This window comes from Polaromonas sp. P1_G2 (assembly GCF_056405515.1).
Window position 1 is genome coordinate 1 of the sequence record NZ_JBFUBY010000054.1, and the last position, 17,580, is coordinate 17,580.

Consider the following 17,580-nt stretch of genomic DNA (forward strand, 5'->3'; position numbering starts at 1 on the left):
GAGTTGATGGGCTGAGAATCTGTTTCAGGATTATTTTTGACCGGTATGTCGATTCCGGCCCGTCCTGTTCGTCGTAGAGGTGTCAGCAAGCAAAACCCTCCATCACCGAAAGGAAACCCCATGAAATACCTCTGCCTCGCCAACTACAAACCCGCCGACATGGCTGCCCTGTCGCCTGCCGACCGCAAGGCGCTGGTCAGCCAGTGCCCGGCCAAGGATGCCGAGCTCAAGGCAACCGGGCAACTGCGCCTGAGCGCTTCGCTGGACGGGCCCGCCATCCGCCTGCAGCCGCGCGGCGGCAAGACCACGGTGGCCGACGGTCCCTTTGCCGAGGCAAAAGAGCTGGTCGGCGGCTTTTTCATCATCGAGGCCGACAGCAGGGACGAAGCCGTACGCATCGCCTCGCTGCACCCGGCCGCCACGCTGGGCGAAAACGTGGGCTGGAACATCGATATCCACCCCATCGGCTTTTTTGAGCAGTACAGCGGCAAGCCGGCCTGAGCACCGGCGGGGCACCCACCGCCCCCAGCGCTGAAACGGTCTCCCTGGGCCGGGCTGTCCCGAATCGGGCTGCGGTGCTAAGCTGCCAGCCCGACTTTTAATAAAAAGGTGAGACACATGCCCGGACTTCTGCCTAACGTAGACCCAGACGGCTTGCTTGAGTTTTCAGTCGTCTACACCGACCGCGCCCTCAACCACATGTCGCGCAGCTTCCAGGGCGTGATGGGCGACATCTCCGCCATCCTCAAAGAGGTCTACCACGCGCATTCGGTCGCGCTGGTGCCCGGCAGCGGCACCTACGGCATGGAAGCCGTGGCCCGCCAGTTCGCCGCCGGCAAACATGTCATGGTGGTGCGCAACGGCTGGTTCAGCTACCGCTGGACGCAGATCTTCGAGATGGGCAACATCCCCGCCTCCCACACCGTGCTCAAAGCCCGCAAGACAGCGGCAGGCGCCCAGGCGCCATGGATGCCCGCCCCGGTGGCAGACGTCGTCGCCGCCATCGCCAAAGAAAAGCCCGCCCTGGTGTTTGCCCCCCACGTCGAAACCGCCTCCGGCATGATGCTGCCCGACAGCTACCTGCAAGCCGTCGCCGCCGCCGTGCATGCGGTGGGCGGCCTGTTTGTGCTCGACTGCATCGCCTCCGGCGCCATGTGGGTGGACATGAAAGCCACCGGCGTCGACATCCTGATCTCGGCCCCGCAAAAAGGCTGGGGCAGCTCACCCTGCTGCGCCATGGTCATGCTCAGTGAACGCGCCCGCACCGCGATTGAGACCACCATGAGCTCCAGCTTCGCCTGCGACTTGAAGAAGTGGCTGCAGATCATGGAGACCTACGAAAACGGCGGCCACGCCTACCATGCGACCCTGCCGACAGACGCCCTCACTCGCCTGCGCGCCACGATGAAGGAAACGCAAGCGTACGGGTTTGCGAAAGTGAAGGCAGAACAGCAAGAACTGGGCAGCAAGGTGCGCGCCCTGTTCGAAAGCCGTGGCCTGCCCAGCGTGGCCGCCGAGGGCTTCAAGGCCCCGGGCGTGGTCGTCAGCTACACCACCGATCCTGACATTCAGTCAGGCAAGAAGTTTCTGGCCGAGGGTTTGCAGACCGCCGCCGGTGTGCCGCTTCAATGCGATGAAGGTGCGGACTTCAAGACCTTCCGCGTGGGGCTGTTTGGGCTGGAGAAGTGGCATAACGTGGACCGGACGGTGGCGAGTCTGGCGGGGGCTTTGGAGGGGATTGGGGTGACTGGGCGGATTGCCGAGGCGGCTGAGAATTTTTGAAGCATTTCTCCAATTCTGAGAATTAATCAACTTTGGGAGCTTAGATGAAATGTCCACACTGCAAGGTTGAGATTCATCCTGGATATTCGGAAGATTGGCTAAGACAGCAAAACGCGGTTGGAATTGAAGGCAACGTACCGACGCTATGGTCCGTGAAGTACATGGAGTGTCCAGCGTTGTTGAATTCCGCTGAAGTTTGACCCGAGTTTTCCATCGAATATTGACCCACACTCTTTGTGAGCAGAAGCTGCTCACGATGTGGATAAGTTCTTGGTTTTCTCCTTTTTGGGCTGAGTCTGTGTGGATCTGCCTCAAAGTGCGCCGCTGTTTCCGCGATTTTGTTGCCTCGATGACTAGCCAGGTGGCCAGCTTCTCGGCGTAGGGATCGAGCTTGCTTGGGGTTGCCCGCCTTTGGTAGCTGGGCTCGCTCTCTTCCGATCGCAGGTGCTTCTTCACTGTGTTGCGAGCCAGGCCTGTACGCCTTGAGATCTCGCGGATGGACATCTGATCCCGCAATGCCCAACGTCTGATGACATTCAATGTCGCCACGTCTATCACTCCTAATTTCCCCTGCTTTTAAAACAAGCAGGGTAGTGCCTACGTGGGTCAGTTTTGGATGGAAATTACTGCGCTAAGTGGGTCAGATTTCGACGGAATTCAACACCTTTGGGAGGCACTGAGGCAATATACGGCTTGTAACATTTCATGTCATGTGAAAAATGCCTTGTTTTAGACCGTCGGGGTTCGTCAGCGCCTGTCACACCCACCAAGCCTTTACTCACTTTGATTGGCCATTGGCAATGCCTGCGGATTGATGCTGCCTGTTTTACGGGCATCCTGCTGGAAGCCACGCCAGGTAAGGATCTCCGTGTTGTCCTCACGCGGGTACACAAGCTTGCCCACAGAATCTGTGAATGCATCCCCGCGGGTAGTTCTCCCCCGCCCCTATCCCTTGCCCGGCCGCATATCCGGTGCCGGCGTGGTCGGGATGCCCTGGTCCAGCGCGGCCTGATGCTGCGCCAGCAGGGCGCGCTGAAATGCCGGGCGTTGCTCGAGCTGCCGGTGGTAACGGCGCACCGCATCGGGGAATTGTGCTGCCAGGCCAAGGTGGCTGGCCAGCATGAGGGCGTAGTGGACCGACACGTCGGCGGCGGTGAAGCGGCCGGCGCAGAGAAATTCGGGTTGCTGCTGCAGGGCGGCGTCCATGGCTTTCAGCCGGGCGAGGAACCAGCGGCTGTAGTCTTCCGCGACCTGGGGCTGTTTGCGCGCCTCGGGTTCGAAGTGGGTGTAGCGCAGCACCAGGGTTTGCGGAAAGGTCAAAGTGGCTTCGCCCATGTGCAGCCAGTTCAGGTAAGCGCCATAGGCCGGGTCTGCCAGCGGAACATCCAGCTGCCCGGGGCTGTGCCGTGCCGCAAGGTATTGGCATATCGCCGCGGATTCGGTCATGCGGGTGTCGCCGTCCACCAGCAGGGGCACGGTGCCCAAGGGGTTGTCCGCCAGGAATTGGCGGGCCAGCGCACGCGGCGGAAAAGGCAGCATGCGCAGCGTGTAGGGCAGGCCCAGCTCTTCGAGCATCCACAAGGGGCGGAAGGAGCGGGCGCTGACGCAGTGGTGAAGGGTGATCATGCGCACAGTCTAGGGCGCCGCGCGTCACAAGTCCTGCCACGAAGGGGGCAAATCAGGCCAGTGGTGGCGGTTTTCCTTGCCGGAACTCCGCGGGTGACTGGCCGCTCCATTCCCGAAACGCCCTCGTAAAACTCTTCTCATTCCGAAATCCAGAAGCCTCAGCCACCTGCTTGATGGGCTTTGAGGTCCGCAGCAACAAGTCCTTGGCCTTCTCAAAGCGCACCTCGTCCTTGAGCTGCTGCAGCGACGCTCCTTCTTCCTGAAGCTGGCGATGCAGGGAGCGAGGCGACATGTTGAGCGTTGCCGCCAGGGTCTCCGCGGTATGTGAGGCGACGGCCGGGTTCGCCAGCGCCTGCCGCACCTGCTCCACCAGCAGCCTGTCGCGCCGGTACTGCAGCACCGTCAAGGGCAAAGCCCGCTGCAACATCTGCTGCAAGGCTTTTTCGTCACGGCGCAAAGGCAAAGCCAGGTAACGCGCATCAAAGCGGATCTCGGCCTGCGCGGCCTTGAACTGCAGGCCCGGGCCGGGGAACATCAGCGCATAAGCCTCCACATGGGCCGGCGCCTCGAATGGAAAGCGTGCGCCCTGCAGGGGAATGCGCGAATCCACATACCAGCAGGCCAGGCCGTGGATATTGCGCAGCACGTGGACCAAACCGAACTCACCCACCTGGCTGGGCACCTTCTCTTCAACCGTGATCGCGGCCGTGTCGCCGCTGGTGGTCAGGCGCAGGGTGATGTCGTCGGCAATCAGTGCATGGTGGCGGCACCAGCGTTTGAGGGCCACGCCCAGATTCGGCGAACTAATCGACGCGCGCGCCAGCATGCCGTAGCTGCCCCAGGGCAGTTTGCGGCTGAAGGCGCCCAGGCCTTCGTCGCCCAGCTCCTGCATGGCGGCGCCTGAGAGCAGTTCCATCTGGCGGGCGGTGATGTGGCCGGTTGGCTGTTTGAGCTGGTTTGGCGTGATCTGTGCCAGTTTGAGGGCTTGCTCCGGGCTTTGGCCTTCGCGCTTGTAGGCGGCCGCTATGCTTCTAGCAAAGGCCATGGGCGTGGCGGCGACGGGCGGGTTGGCGGGGCTGCGGGAGGGCATCTTGTGATTCTCGGTGCCGTTGGCAGGATTTGCAACCTTGTTGGCGGCCTGCCGGGGGCGGGTTTTCGCTAAGCTGGCTGTTTGGCGCTAAGGTAGGGCCGGTACGCCTTCCGACGTCCTTTCAGCGCCCCCATCAGGAAAAAATCCATGTCCGCTCTTGAGACCCAGCTCAACGCCCGTTCCGCCGACTTCCAGGCCAATGCCGCCGCCATGCGCGCGCTGGTCGACGACCTCGGCGCCAAAGTCGCCAAGGCCGCCCACGGCGGCGGCGACACCGCGCGTGCGCGGCACACGGCGCGCGGCAAGCTGCTGCCGCGCGACCGGGTGCAGATGCTGCTGGACCCGGGCACGCCTTTCCTCGAACTCTCGCCGCTGGCCGCCTACGCGATGTACCCCGACCGCGACGGCACCGACAGCGCGCCCTGCGCGGGTGTGATCGCCGGCATAGGCCGCATCAGCGGGGTGGACTGCATGGTGGTGTGCAATGACGCGACGGTGAAGGGCGGCACCTATTACCCGATGACGGTCAAAAAGCATTTGCGCGCGCAGGAGATCGCGCAGCAGAACAACCTGCCTTGCGTCTACCTGGTCGATTCGGGCGGCGCCAACCTGCCCAACCAGGACGAAGTCTTCCCCGACCGCGACCATTTCGGCCGCATTTTTTTTAACCAGGCGAACATGAGCGCTGCGGGCATTGCGCAGATCGCGGTGGTCATGGGCAGCTGCACCGCCGGCGGCGCCTATGTGCCGGCCATGAGCGACGAGACCATCATCGTCAAGAACCAGGGCACCATCTTCCTGGGCGGCCCACCGCTGGTGAAGGCGGCCATCGGCGAGATCGTCTCGGCCGAAGACCTGGGCGGCGGCGACGTGCACACACGGCTGTCGGGCGTGGCCGACCACCTGGCGCAGAACGACCCGCATGCGCTGGCCCTGGCGCGCCGCGCCGTGGCCAACCTGAACCGGCAGARGCAGCCCCAGCAGGTGCTGCGCACGCCCGCGCCGCCGCTCTACAGCCCCGAAGAACTCTATGGGGTGATCCCGACCGACACACGCAAGCCTTATGACGTGCGCGAGATCATTGCGCGCATCGTCGACGGCAGCGAGTTCGCCGAGTTCAAGGCACGCTACGGCACCACCCTGGTTTGCGGCTTCGCGCATGTCGAAGGCATGCCGGTGGGCATCATCGCCAACAACGGCATTTTGTTCAGCGAATCGGCGCAGAAGGGCGCGCACTTCATCGAGCTGTGCTGCCAGCGCAAGATCCCGCTGGTGTTTTTGCAGAACATCACGGGCTTTATGGTCGGCAAAAAATACGAGGCCGAGGGCATCGCGCGCCACGGCGCCAAGATGGTGATGGCGGTGGCCACGGCCCAGGTGCCCAAGTTCACCATCATCATCGGCGGCAGCTACGGCGCCGGCAACTACGGCATGTGCGGCCGGGCCTATTCGCCGCGCTTTTTGTGGATGTGGCCGAATGCGCGCATCTGCGTGATGGGCGGCGAGCAGGCCGCCGGGGTGCTGGCCACGGTGAAGCGCGACGCGATTGAAGCCAAGGGCGGCCAGTGGAGCGCCGAGGAAGAGGCGGCCTTCAAGCAGCCGGTGCTGGACCAGTTCGGCCACCAGTCCCATCCTTATTACTCGAGCGCGCGGCTTTGGGACGACGGCGTGATCGACCCGGCGGATACGCGGCGCGTGCTGGCGCTGGGGCTGTCGGCCACCTTGAACCAGCCGATTCCCGAGACCAAGTTCGGCGTGTTCCGCATGTAAATCCGGGTAAGCCACAAAGCCGGCCATGGACAACATTTACATCACCTCCGAGCACGAGCTGCTGCGCGAGCAGGTCGCGCGCTTCATTGCGCGTGAGGTTGAGCCGTTTGCGGCTGCCTGGGAAGAAGAGGGCTGCGTGCCGCGCGAGGTGCTGCGCAAGATGGGCGAGGCCGGCCTGCTGGGCCTGATGTATGAGGCGGAGTACGGCGGCGGCGAGGCCGATGCGCTGGCCAACCTGGTGTTTGCCGAGGTGCTGTCGCAGTCGACCTTTGGCGGCTTCATCATCACGGTGCTGGTGCATACCGACATGGCCAGCCCGCACCTGTTCCACGCGGGCAATGCGGCGCAGAAGGCGCGCTACATGCCGGACGTGATTGCGGGAAAGACAATCACCGCGGTCGGTATCACCGAGCCCGGTGCGGGCTCGGACGTAGCCGGCATGCGCATGACTGCCAAACGTGAAGGCGACGAATGGGTGCTCAACGGCACCAAGATGTTCATCACCAACGGTGTGTTTGCCAACCTGTATTTCATCGCGGCCAAGACCGGCACGGCGCGCCACGATGTGTCCATGTTCATTGTCGAAAAAGGCACGCCGGGGTTTACGGTGGGCCGTGCACTCAAGAAAACCGGCTGGCTGTCGTCGGACACGGCTGAGCTGGTGTTTGACAACGTCCGTATCCCGGCCGGCAACCTGCTGGGCGAAGAGGGCAAGGGTTTTTATTCGGTCATGAAAAACTTCCAGACTGAGCGCATCGCGCTGGCGGCCATGGCGGTCGGCCACTGCACGCAGGCGATCAAGATGACGCTGGACTATGTGCGCCAGCGCCAGGCCTTCGGCGCCACGCTGTGGGACAAACAAACCATTCGCCAGCGCATCGCCATGCTGGACGCCAAGACCCGCGCGGCGCGCCAGTTCATGTACCACTGCGCCTGGGCCGTGACGCAGGGCCGCGACATCGTGCAAGAAGTATCCATGCTCAAGGCGCTGACCGGCGAGCTGGTGAACGAAGTATTGCAAACCTGCCAGCAGTTCCACGGCGGCATGGGCTTTATCCGCGAGACAGCGATTGAACGCCTGTGGCGCGACGCGCGTGTGCTGGGCATAGGTGGCGGCGCAACCGAAGTGATGCTCGAAGAAGTGGCCAAACGATATGACTGATACACACCGTTTTTCTCGAACCTTGTGGGCATCGGCCCTGCTGGGGATGCTGCTGTGCGCCGTCCTGGCTCCCGCGAGCGCGCAGGAGCCGGAACTCAGCGCTGCCCTGAATGAGTCTGTGTTTATGGTGTCCAAAAAAGCCATCATCGGCAGCACCGAACTGGAAACCACGCTCTACAAACCCGACGGCCCCGGGCCTTTCCCGGTGGTGGTCATCAACCACGGCAAGGCAATGGGGGACCCGCGCTTTCAGTCGCGCTACCGGCCGGCCATCGCCGCGCGCTACTTTTTGCAGCGCGGTTACATGGTGCTGGTGCCCATGCGCCAGGGCTTCTCCAAATCCAGCGGGGGCTACATAGGCGGCGGCTGCAATGTGGAGAGCAACGGCCGCGTCCAGGCCGAGGACGTCAAGGCGGTGCTCGACTACGCGCTGGCGCAGCCTGAGGCCGACAAAACCCGAATCCTGGTGATGGGCCAGTCGCATGGCGGCTGGACCACGCTGGCTTTCGGCACACTCAACTACCCCGGCGTCAAAGGCCTGGTCAACTTCGCGGGCGGCCTGCGGCAGGAAAGCTGCGCGGGCTGGCAGGCCAACCTGGCCCGAGCCGCGGGCACCTATGCGGCCGAAACCAAACTGCCTTCCTTATGGTTCTACGGCGACAACGACAGTTATTTTTCGCCATCCACCTGGCAGGACATGGCGGCACGCTACAACAGCGGCGGCGAGAAGGCGCGTGTGGTCGCTTTCGGGACCTTCAGCAGCGATTCACACAGCATGTTCGGCTCCACCAAGGGCCAGGGCATCTGGCAACCTGAAGTCACGCGTTTCCTCGAAAGCATAGGCCTGCCCAGCCAGCCCGCGCCGGCGTTTGCGCGCTTTGCGCCCGCGGGCAAGAAAACCGAGGCGCCGCCCAAAACCGATTTTGCGGCCATCACCGAGGAGCCCGCGCTGCCTTTCCTGTCGGCTTCCGGCAAGGCGGGCTACAAGGCCTTCCTGTCCAAGGAGGTGCCGCGCGCCTTTGCCGTCGGGCCCACGGGCGGCTGGGGCTGGGCGGAGGGCGGTGACGATCCCATCAAGCGTGCGCTCGACAGCTGCAACCGCCACGCCTCCGGAAAATGCAAACTTTATGCCGTCGATAACGACGTTGTCTGGACCACACCATGAATCACCTGACCCTGCATGTCGAGGCGCTGGTCGCCACCGTCACCCTGAACCGCCCCGAGGTGCGCAACGCCTTTAACCAGGAGGTGATCGCCGAGCTGACCCAGGCCTTTGTCGAGCTGGGCCTGCGTGACGACGTGCGCTGTGTGGTGCTGGCGGCCAACGGCCCGGCTTTCTGCGCGGGTGCGGACCTGAACTGGATGCGCAGCATGGCCGACTACAGCTACGAGCAGAACCTTGAGGACGCGGGCCGCCTCGCCACCATGCTGCAGGCCGTGTATGAATGCCCTCGGCCCGTCATTGCACGCATACAGGGGGATGTGTACGCGGGCGGAACGGGACTGGTGGCGGCCTGCGACATCGCCGTGTCTGCCGACACGGCCGGCTACTGCCTTAGCGAGGTCAAGCTGGGCCTGATCCCGGCGACCATCAGTCCTTATGTGGTCCGCGCCATGGGCGCGCGGGCCGCGCATCGCTACTTTTTGACGGCCGAGCGTTTTGATGCGGCCGAGGCCTTGCGCATCGGTTTTGTGCACGAGGTCGTGGCGGCCGAAGCGCTGGATACCAAGGTGGCCGAGCTGGTGAAAGCCCTGGTCAGCGCCGGCCCCGAAGCCGTGAAGCTCTGCAAAAAACTGGTGCAGGACGTGGCCGGGCAGGCCATCACACCGGAACTTACGCAGATGACGGTCCAGGGCATTGCCGATGTGCGCGTGAGCCCTGAAGGCCGAGAGGGCGTTCAATCTTTTCTGCAAAAGCGCAAGCCAAATTGGCTGCCTTCCACACCGGCGTGAAGCCATAGCCATGACCACCCTGGACACCACACAACTGATCGCCCTGGCCGGCGCGCTGGGCTGGGCCAGCGGCGTGCGCCTCTACCTGGTGGTGCTGCTGACGGGCCTGGCGGGCTTTATGGGCTGGGTGCAGCTACCGGCGGGCCTGCAGCTGCTGGCCCACCCCGTGGTGCTGGGTGTCAGCGGCTTCATGGTGTTTATCGAATTTTTCGCCGACAAGATTCCGGGGCTCGATTCGCTGTGGGACGTGGTGCATGGCGTGATCCGCATCCCGGCGGGCGCTGCGCTGGCGGCCGCGGTGTTTGGCGGCGACGACGGCCTGGGCGCGCTGGTCGCGGCTCTGCTGGGCGGCACACTGGCGGCCACCAGCTTTGCCGCCAAAGCCACCACGCGCGCGGCCATCAACACCTCGCCCGAGCCCTTCAGCAACATAGGCGCCTCGCTGCTTGAAGACGGGCTGGTGCCGCTGGGCTTGTGGCTGGCGATTGCGCACCCTTTGATTTTTGTGGTGCTGCTGGCCATCGTGCTGGCGCTCAGCGTCTGGTTGATACGCGTGTGCTGGCGGTTTTTGCGTCAGCTGTTTATCCGCGTGGCGCGCATTTTCAGCGGCAGGCCGGACCCGGGCACGGCCGCCGCTTTTACCTTGAAGTCTCCTTTCTCAAAACAGAACGACCACCATGTTTAAAAAAATCCTGATTGCAAACCGCGGGGAGATCGCCTGCCGGGTCGCTGCTACGGCAAGACGCATGGCCATCCAGTCCGTCGCGGTGTATTCCGACGCCGATGCGGGCGCCAAGCATGTGGGCTTTTGCGATGAGGCSGTGCACATAGGCGGCAGCGCGCCCAARGACAGYTACTTGCGCTGGGAGCGCATCATCGAAGCCGCCAAGGCCACGGGCGCCGAGGCCATCCACCCGGGCTACGGTTTCCTGAGCGAGAACGAGGAGTTCGCCCAGGCCTGCGCGGCCGCCGGCCTGGTGTTTATCGGCCCGCCGGCCTCGGCCATCAAGGCCATGGGCCTGAAGGCCGAGTCCAAGCAGCTGATGGAAAAAGCCGGCGTGCCGCTGGTGCCGGGCTACCATGGCAGCGACCAGGACCCGGCCTTGCTGAAACGCGAGGCCGACCGCATCGGCTACCCGGTGCTGATCAAGGCAAGCGCGGGCGGTGGCGGCAAGGGCATGCGCGCGGTGGACAAGAGCGAGGACTTCGAGGCCGCGCTGGCCTCCTGCAAGCGCGAAGCCATCAACAGCTTTGGCGACGACGCGGTGCTGGTCGAAAAGTACGCCCAGCGCCCGCGCCACATCGAGATCCAGGTGTTTGGCGACACGCACGGCAATTACGTTTACCTGTTCGAGCGCGACTGCTCGGTGCAGCGCCGCCACCAGAAGGTGCTCGAAGAAGCGCCGGCCCCGGGCATGACCGAAGCCATGCGCCAGCAGATGGGCGAAGCCGCCGTGGCGGCCGCGCGCGCCGTGAATTACGTCGGTGCGGGCACAGTCGAGTTCATCGTCGAGCAGCGCGCCGATGGCAGCATGAACTTCTTCTTCATGGAGATGAACACGCGCCTGCAGGTGGAGCACCCGGTGACCGAAGCCATCACCGGCCTGGACCTGGTCGAGTGGCAGCTGCGTGTGGCCTCGGGCGAAAAGCTGCCGCTGTTGCAGGATCAGTTGCGCATACATGGCCACGCCATCGAAGCGCGTATCTGCGCCGAGACGCCGGACAACAACTTCCTGCCGGCCACCGGCACGCTGCACGTCTACAAAAAACCGGCACACACAGCCTTCGAGCGCGGCCAGGTCCGCGTGGACGACGGCGTGCGCGAGGGCGATGCGATTTCGCCCTACTACGACTCCATGGTGGCCAAGCTCATCGTGCACGGCGCGACGCGCGAAGAGGCGCTGGCCCGGCTTGACGATGCGCTGGCACAGACCCGCATCGTGGGCCTGAGCACCAATGTGCAGTTTTTGCGTTATGTGGTGCGCAGCCCGTCATTTGCCAAGGCCAATCTCGACACCGYGCTGATCCAGCGCGAGGAAGCCGTGCTGTTCAAGCAGGAGCCCGTGGGCCTGTCCCTGGCGGCCGCGGCGGCGGTGGCCAGGCAGTTGCTCGACGAGCGCGCCCTGGAGGGCGCCGACCCCTTCAGCCGTCGCGACGGATGGCGCTCGCATGGTGTGGTGCAGCGGCGTTTTGAGTTTGAATTCCATGGCGAGCCGGCCAAGGCCACCTTGAGTTATGGGCATGACGGCGCGCTGCACCTGGCGCTGGACGGCGTGGCGGGGCCTTTGGTATTTGCCGAAAGCGCGCAGGGCCTGGACATCCAGTTCGCGGGCCAGCGCATGACGGCGGCGGTGTATGCGCAGGGCGAGCTCGACCATGTGTTCAGCGCGCGCGGCGCAACGCAAATCCTGTCGATAGACCTCCTGGCCCATGCGGGCGAGGCCCAGGCCGAGGGTGGCCGCCTGACCGCGCCCATGCCTGGCAAGGTGGTGTCCTTCGCCGTCAAGGCCGGCGACAAGGTCAGCAAAGGCCAGCCGCTGGCGGTGATGGAGGCCATGAAAATGGAGCACACCATCGCCGCGCCGGCCGACGGCACGGTGCAAGAATTGCTGTACGCGCCGGGCGACCAGGTCAGCGAGGGCGCGGAATTGTTGAAAATAGCCGTTTGATTTTGTTTTCGACTTGCTTTGATTCAAACGGGATTTTTCATGCGCATCAGTTTTTGCTGTTCCGACACCAAACCCCAGCCCTGGGTGGACGGCCTCAAGGCCGCTTTCCCCGATGCCGATGTGGCGCTGTGGTCCACAGGGGCGGAGCAGGCCGACTACGCGGTGGTCTGGCAGCCGCCCCAGCAATTTTTTGACSAGCAGCAACAGCTCAAGGGAATCTTCAACATAGGTGCGGGTGTCGATGCGCTCATGAAGCTGCGGCTGCCGGCCGGCGTGCCGGTGGTGCGGCTGGACGATGCCGGCATGTCGGCGCAGATGGCCGAGTATGTGTGCCATGCGGTGATACGCCATTTCCGCGAGCTTGACGCCTATGAGGCCGACATTGCTGAGGGCAAATGGTCTTACCGCAAACCGCGCCTGCGCACGGACTATCCCATTGGTGTGATGGGCCTGGGCGTGTTGGGCGAACGCGTGAGCCGGGCGCTCGCGCAGTTCGACTTCCCGGTCAATGGCTGGAGCCGCTCGCCCAAAAAGATTGAAGGCGTGCAATGTTTTTCAGGCGAGGTGGGCAGCGCGGGCTTCCAGGATTTCCTGGCGGCCAGCCGCATCCTGGTCTGCCTGCTGCCGCTGACGCCGGACACCCTGGGCATCATGAACCGTGACACGCTGTCGCGGCTGCGGCCGGGCGGCTATGTCATCAATGTGGCGCGCGGCAGCCACCTGGTCGACGAAGACCTGGTCGCGCTGATCGATAACGGCCAGCTGGCCGGCGCGACGCTGGACGTGTTCCGCACCGAGCCGCTGCCGGCGGAGCACCCGTTCTGGAAACACCCCAAGGTCACGGTCACGCCGCACACCTCTGCGCGCACCTTGCGCGAGGAAAGTATTGCGCAGATCGCCGGGAAAATACGCAGCCTGGCAGCGGGTGCCCCCATCAACACCCTTGCCGGTGTGGTTGACCCGAAAAAGGGATACTAATTAATTGCCGCCTTTCTGAGGGCGGCGTGCAGGACCATCATGAAACTACCTCCCAAAGTCAAAATCGTCGACGTCGGCCCCCGCGACGGGCTGCAGAACGAAAAAGCCCAGGTGCCGGCCGCGGTGAAGATTGAACTGGTGCACCGCCTGCAGGACGCGGGCCTGACCGAGATCGAGGTCACCAGCTACGTCTCGCCCAAGTGGGTGCCGCAGATGGCCGACAACGCCGAGGTGATGGCCGGGATCAAGCGAAAACCCGGCGTGCGCTATTCGGTGCTGACGCCGAACATGAAGGGCTTTGAGGCCGCCATCGCGCCGCCGCGTGAACTGTGGCCCGACGAGATCGTGGTCTTTGGCGCGGCCAGTGAGGCCTTCAGCCAGAAGAACATCAACTGCTCGATTGCCGAGAGCATTGAGCGCTTCCGCCCCGTAGTGGAAGCCGCGCGCGAGAAGGGCATTTATGTGCGCGGTGCCATGTCCTGCACCGTGGGCTGCCCTTACGAGGGCGAGATCGCGCCGGAACGTGTCGGCATGCTTGCCGGCCTCATGAAGGGCATAGGCGTGCAGCATGTGGGCGTGGCCGACACGATTGGCGTGGGCACGCCGCTCAAGGTACAGCGCGCGCTCGACGCCACGCTGCAGCATTTCGATATCAACGACGTCTCGGGCCATTTCCATGACACCTACGGCCAGGCCCTGGGCAACACCCTGGCTTCGCTGCAGATGGGTGTCTGGCAGTTCGACACCTCGTCGGCCGGCCTGGGCGGCTGCCCCTTCGCCAAGGGCGCGACCGGCAACGTCGCGACCGAGGACGTTGTGTACCTGCTGCACGGCATGGGGATCACCACCGGCATAGACCTGGACAAGCTGATTGATGCGGGACAATTCATCAGCGACTTCCTGGGGCGCAAGCCCAATTCTCGCGCGGCGACCGCGCTCCTTAACAAGCGATTGAATTGATATGTGTGGTGCCGAACTGAAGAGCTTGCCCGAAGGGGTTCAACGTGTGGTGGCGGTGCTGCAGCAAAGCGGCCACCCGCATATGCCCGTGATGCTCGACGACGCGGCCCRCACCGCGCAGCAGGCAGCCGATGCGCTGGGCGTGCGCCTGGGGCAGATCGCCAAGAGCATCATCTTTCGCCGCAAGTCGGATGATGCCGCTGTGCTGGTCGTGACCTCGGGCGACAGGCGGGTGGACGAACGCAAGGTCGAGGCCCTGGTTTGCACGGACGGCAAACGCGTGGGCCGGGCCGATGCGGATTTCGTGAAAAGCAAAACCGGTWTCTCCATAGGGGGCGTGTCTCCCGTGGGGCACATCACCGAGGCGGTGGTGCTGGTGGACCTGAGCCTGATGCGCTTTGAGGAAATCTGGGCCGCGGCCGGCCATCCGCATGCGGTGTTCAAGCTGATGCCGCAAGAGCTGGAGCTGCTGACCGGCGCGCCGGTGGTCGACGTCGCGGTGGACCTGGACGAGGAAAGCATCGCGCGCGAGCAGGCGGTCGCGCAGGTGACGGCGCGCGGCCGCACGGTGGAAGCAGCGGGTGACGCCGTGCCATCGCCCTGCATCTCGGTGTGCCGCGTGAGCGCCGACACCGGCCTCTGCGAAGGCTGCTTCCGCACGCTGGGCGAGATCTCGGCCTGGGCGCGCTCCGGCCCCGAGGCGCAACGCGAACTCTGGCGCACCATAGGCCAGCGCATGGCGGCCGTGCGGGCATAAACAAGCACAGCAAACATGGCAACACAGCGGAGAGCCTCATGAAGCACATCAATTTTTACCTCGACTTCATTTCGCCTTACGCCTACCTCGCCTTCGAGCACCTGCCCGAAGCGCTCAAGGGCCTGAGCTACAGCGTGAGCTACCGGCCGGTGCTGTTTGCCGCGATGCTCAAGCACCACGGCCAGCTCGGCCCGGCGGAAATCGCGCCCAAGCGCGACTGGACTTACCGGCAGGTGCTGTGGCATGCGCACAGCAAGGGCATTGAAATGAAGATACCGGCGAGCCACCCCTTCAACCCCTTGCCCCTGCTGCGCCTGGCCAGCGCCTGCGGCACGCCGGCGGACCCGGCCGGCTCGAACCGCTATGTGTGCGAAACCATTTTTCGCCATGTCTGGCAGGGCGGCGCCGAGGCGGCGGATGAACAGCGGCTGGCCGCGCTCACCGCGCTGCTTGCGCCGCAGCAACACCTGACGGCCGATGAAGCGAAAGCGCAGCTGAAAAAAAACACCGACGAAGCCATTGCATTGAACGTGTTCGGCGTGCCCGCGATGGAAGTCGACGGGAAAATTTTCTGGGGCTTCGACGCGCTGCCCATGCTGCGCGAATACCTGCTGGGCAACGCCTGGTTTGACGGCGAAGGCTGGAACGGCGTGAGCAAAATTTCCGTGGGCATTGCGCGCAAGGCGTGATGCGGGTGCACGTAAGCACGCGTATGGCCGTGTAAGCGACTTTGACGCGTGGTGTAAAAAGGTTCTACGCGTTTTCCCGGAGCAGCTTCGCATGCTGAAAAGTTTCTCAAGGGTTTCCCCTTGAGTTGTCAGCCACGCATAAGTTTCACGAAAGCTCCTGTTAGTTTCACGTCAGAGCTAGGTCAGGGACTCCAAAAATAATCAGGGTAGCTTCCATACCGGAGGCCCTCACTATTTGGAGACACACATCATGGCAACAGCCGTCGACAACAGACCCATGACCGCCGAGCAGAAGAAGGTGATCTTCGCCTCTTCGCTCGGCACGGTATTCGAGTGGTACGACTTCTACCTCTACGGTTCATTGGCGGCCATCATCGCCAAGCAGTTCTTTAGCGGACTGGATTCGGGCTCGGCCTTCATCTTCGCGCTGCTCGCGTTTGCCGCCGGCTTCATCGTGCGCCCCTTCGGCGCGCTGGTGTTCGGCCGCCTGGGCGACATGATCGGCCGCAAGTACACCTTCCTGGTCACCATCGTGATCATGGGCCTGTCGACCTTCATCGTGGGCCTCTTGCCCAACTATGCCTCGATCGGCGTGGCCGCGCCGGTGATCCTGATCGCCCTGCGCATGCTGCAAGGCCTGGCGCTCGGCGGTGAGTACGGCGGCGCAGCCGTCTACGTGGCAGAGCACTCGCCCCAGGGCAAGCGCGGCGCCTACACCTCCTGGATCCAGACCACGGCCACGCTGGGCCTGTTCCTGAGCCTGCTGGTGAYCCTGGGTGTGCGTACCGCCATGGGCGAGGCCGCTTTCGCCGACTGGGGCTGGCGCATTCCGTTCATCGTCTCCATCCTGCTGCTGGCCGTGTCGGTCTACATCCGTTTGTCGATGAACGAATCCCCCGCCTTCCAGAAAATGAAGGCCGAGGGCAAGACCTCCAAGGCGCCGCTGTCCGAGTCCTTCGGCCAGTGGAAAAACCTGAAGATCGTGATCCTGGCGCTGATCGGCCTGACCGCCGGCCAGGCCGTGGTCTGGTATTCGGGCCAGTTCTACGCGCTGTTCTTCCTGACGCAGGCGCTCAAGGTGGACGGCCCCACGGCCAACATCCTGGTGGCGTATTCGCTGATCCTGGGCACGCCTTTCTTCGTGATCTTCGGCACGCTGTCGGACAAGATCGGCCGCAAGCCCATCATCATGGCCGGCTGCCTGCTGGCCGTGGTCACTTACTTCCCGGTGTTCACCGCGCTGACCAAGGCCGCCAATCCCGACCTCGCCGCCGCGCAAGCCAAGAACAAGGTGATCGTGACCGCCGACCCGAAAGAGTGCTCGTTCCAGTTCAACCCGACCGGCACCGCCAAGTTCACCAGCTCGTGCGACATCGCCAAACAGGTGCTGGCAGGCGCTTCGGTGAGCTATGAGAACGTCGCCGCACCCGCCGGCACGGTGGCCACCATCAAGATCGGCGAAACCGCGATCCCCAGCTACACCGCCAAGGGCATGAGCGCCGACGACGCCAAGAAGAAGGACGCCGAGTTCAAGAAGCTCGTGGCTGACGACCTGAAGACCGCCGGTTATCCCGCCAAGGCCGACCCGGCCAAGATCGACAAGGTCATGGTCACGGCCATCCTGTTCTACCTGGTGGTGCTGGTGACCATGGTCTACGGCCCTATCGCCGCCATGCTGGTGGAACTGTTCCCGACCCGCATCCGCTACACCTCGATGAGCCTGCCGTACCACATCGGCAACGGCTGGTTCGGCGGCCTGCTGCCGAYGACCGCATTCGCCATCGTGGCGCAGACCGGCAATATGTACAACGGCCTCTGGTATCCGATCATCATCGCCGGCATGACCGTGGTGATTGGCACCTTGTTCATCAAGGAAACCAAGGACGTGGACATTTACGCCAACGACTGATTGGTGTGATCGCCGGCGCGGGCCCGATGGCCCGCACCGGTTTCTTCAGGCTGAAGAGCCTGGTGATATTTGCAGGCCCTCGTCATCCATGTGCCGGGGGCTTTTTTTTGGGTTTTTTTTGCCTTTTTGTTTTTTGCTTTTTTGGAGAAGAGAAAGATGTGGAAACTTGTACTCGGATTTATCGTGATCGCAGGCCTGGCGCTGTTCCTCTTGAACAAGGGCGGCGACATAGACC

Annotated in this window: 16 protein-coding genes and 1 pseudogene; 13 read left to right on the forward strand and 4 right to left on the reverse strand. The window is 63.6% G+C overall.

Translation table 11 applies throughout. The annotated features are described in order from the left end of the window. The first annotated feature begins 120 nt into the window (after nt 1-120). Together AC1D0P_RS08095 and AC1D0P_RS08100 are read left to right on the forward strand one after the other, a co-directional pair. A complete protein-coding gene (locus AC1D0P_RS08095; RefSeq protein WP_477676263.1) occupies nt 121-501 on the forward strand; it encodes a YciI family protein in 381 nt (126 codons plus the stop codon). Between the two features lie 117 nt (nt 502-618). After that, nucleotides 619-1,782, forward strand: coding sequence for an aminotransferase class V-fold PLP-dependent enzyme (locus tag AC1D0P_RS08100; protein WP_477676264.1), 1,164 nt, complete (start codon nt 619-621; stop codon nt 1,780-1,782). 279 nt (nt 1,783-2,061) lie between these two features. Here the strand turns inward: AC1D0P_RS08100 and AC1D0P_RS08105 are convergent. The 3 genes and pseudogenes from AC1D0P_RS08105 to AC1D0P_RS08115 form a co-directional block, all read right to left on the reverse strand. Continuing rightward, nucleotides 2,062-2,340, reverse strand: a pseudogene (locus AC1D0P_RS08105) (IS21 family transposase); the annotation flags it as partial. Nucleotides 2,341-2,727: 387 nt separating this feature from the next. Beyond that, nucleotides 2,728-3,408, reverse strand: a complete 681-nt coding sequence (locus AC1D0P_RS08110; protein ID WP_477676265.1) for a glutathione S-transferase family protein — start codon at nt 3,406-3,408, stop codon at nt 2,728-2,730. A 52-nt stretch (nt 3,409-3,460) separates the two neighbouring features. Beyond that, nucleotides 3,461-4,498, reverse strand: a complete 1,038-nt coding sequence (locus AC1D0P_RS08115; protein ID WP_477676266.1) for an AraC family transcriptional regulator — start codon at nt 4,496-4,498, stop codon at nt 3,461-3,463. Nucleotides 4,499-4,645: 147 nt separating this feature from the next. Here AC1D0P_RS08115 and AC1D0P_RS08120 point away from each other — a divergent pair, with 147 nt between their 5' ends. The 11 genes from AC1D0P_RS08120 (at nt 4,646) to AC1D0P_RS08170 (ending at nt 17,345) form a co-directional block, all read left to right on the forward strand. Next, nucleotides 4,646-6,268: a carboxyl transferase domain-containing protein gene (locus AC1D0P_RS08120; protein ID WP_477676267.1), complete on the forward strand. Its 1,623-nt coding sequence runs from the start codon at nt 4,646-4,648 to the stop codon at nt 6,266-6,268. Between the two features lie 25 nt (nt 6,269-6,293). Next, nucleotides 6,294-7,430, forward strand: a complete 1,137-nt coding sequence (locus AC1D0P_RS08125) for an acyl-CoA dehydrogenase family protein (RefSeq protein ID WP_477676268.1) — start codon at nt 6,294-6,296, stop codon at nt 7,428-7,430. Further along, nucleotides 7,423-8,595, forward strand: coding sequence for a dienelactone hydrolase family protein (locus AC1D0P_RS08130; protein ID WP_477676269.1), 1,173 nt, complete (start codon nt 7,423-7,425; stop codon nt 8,593-8,595). Before AC1D0P_RS08125 ends, AC1D0P_RS08130 begins: the two co-directional genes overlap by 8 nt. Continuing rightward, nucleotides 8,592-9,383, forward strand: coding sequence for an enoyl-CoA hydratase/isomerase family protein (locus tag AC1D0P_RS08135; RefSeq protein WP_477676270.1), 792 nt, complete (start codon nt 8,592-8,594; stop codon nt 9,381-9,383). Before AC1D0P_RS08130 ends, AC1D0P_RS08135 begins: the two co-directional genes overlap by 4 nt. Nucleotides 9,384-9,393: 10 nt before the next feature. Beyond that, nucleotides 9,394-10,068, forward strand: a complete 675-nt coding sequence (locus AC1D0P_RS08140) for a DUF4126 domain-containing protein (RefSeq protein ID WP_477676271.1) — start codon at nt 9,394-9,396, stop codon at nt 10,066-10,068. After that, on the forward strand, nt 10,061-12,052 hold the full coding sequence (locus tag AC1D0P_RS08145) for an acetyl/propionyl/methylcrotonyl-CoA carboxylase subunit alpha (RefSeq protein WP_477676272.1): 1,992 nt from the start codon (nt 10,061-10,063) through the stop codon (nt 12,050-12,052). The genes AC1D0P_RS08140 and AC1D0P_RS08145 overlap by 8 nt, the downstream gene beginning before the upstream one ends. A gap of 39 nt (nt 12,053-12,091) precedes the next feature. Continuing rightward, nucleotides 12,092-13,030: a 2-hydroxyacid dehydrogenase gene (locus AC1D0P_RS08150; RefSeq protein WP_477676273.1), complete on the forward strand. Its 939-nt coding sequence runs from the start codon at nt 12,092-12,094 to the stop codon at nt 13,028-13,030. 39 nt (nt 13,031-13,069) lie between these two features. Beyond that, a complete protein-coding gene (locus AC1D0P_RS08155; RefSeq protein WP_477676274.1) occupies nt 13,070-13,990 on the forward strand; it encodes a hydroxymethylglutaryl-CoA lyase in 921 nt (306 codons plus the stop codon). A 1-nt stretch (nt 13,991) separates the two neighbouring features. Then, nucleotides 13,992-14,747 carry a YbaK/EbsC family protein gene (locus AC1D0P_RS08160; protein ID WP_477676275.1) on the forward strand — a complete coding sequence of 252 codons (756 nt, stop codon included), beginning with the start codon at nt 13,992-13,994 and terminating at the stop codon, nt 14,745-14,747. A 38-nt stretch (nt 14,748-14,785) separates the two neighbouring features. Continuing rightward, nucleotides 14,786-15,436 carry a 2-hydroxychromene-2-carboxylate isomerase gene (locus AC1D0P_RS08165; RefSeq protein ID WP_477676276.1) on the forward strand — a complete coding sequence of 217 codons (651 nt, stop codon included), beginning with the start codon at nt 14,786-14,788 and terminating at the stop codon, nt 15,434-15,436. 250 nt (nt 15,437-15,686) lie between these two features. Continuing rightward, a complete protein-coding gene (locus tag AC1D0P_RS08170) occupies nt 15,687-17,345 on the forward strand; it encodes an MFS transporter (RefSeq protein WP_477676277.1) in 1,659 nt (552 codons plus the stop codon). A gap of 45 nt (nt 17,346-17,390) precedes the next feature. Here AC1D0P_RS08170 and AC1D0P_RS08175 read toward each other — a convergent pair. Then, the coding region (locus AC1D0P_RS08175) for a hypothetical protein (protein ID WP_477676278.1) at nt 17,391-17,580 on the reverse strand (190 nt) is incomplete at its 5' end.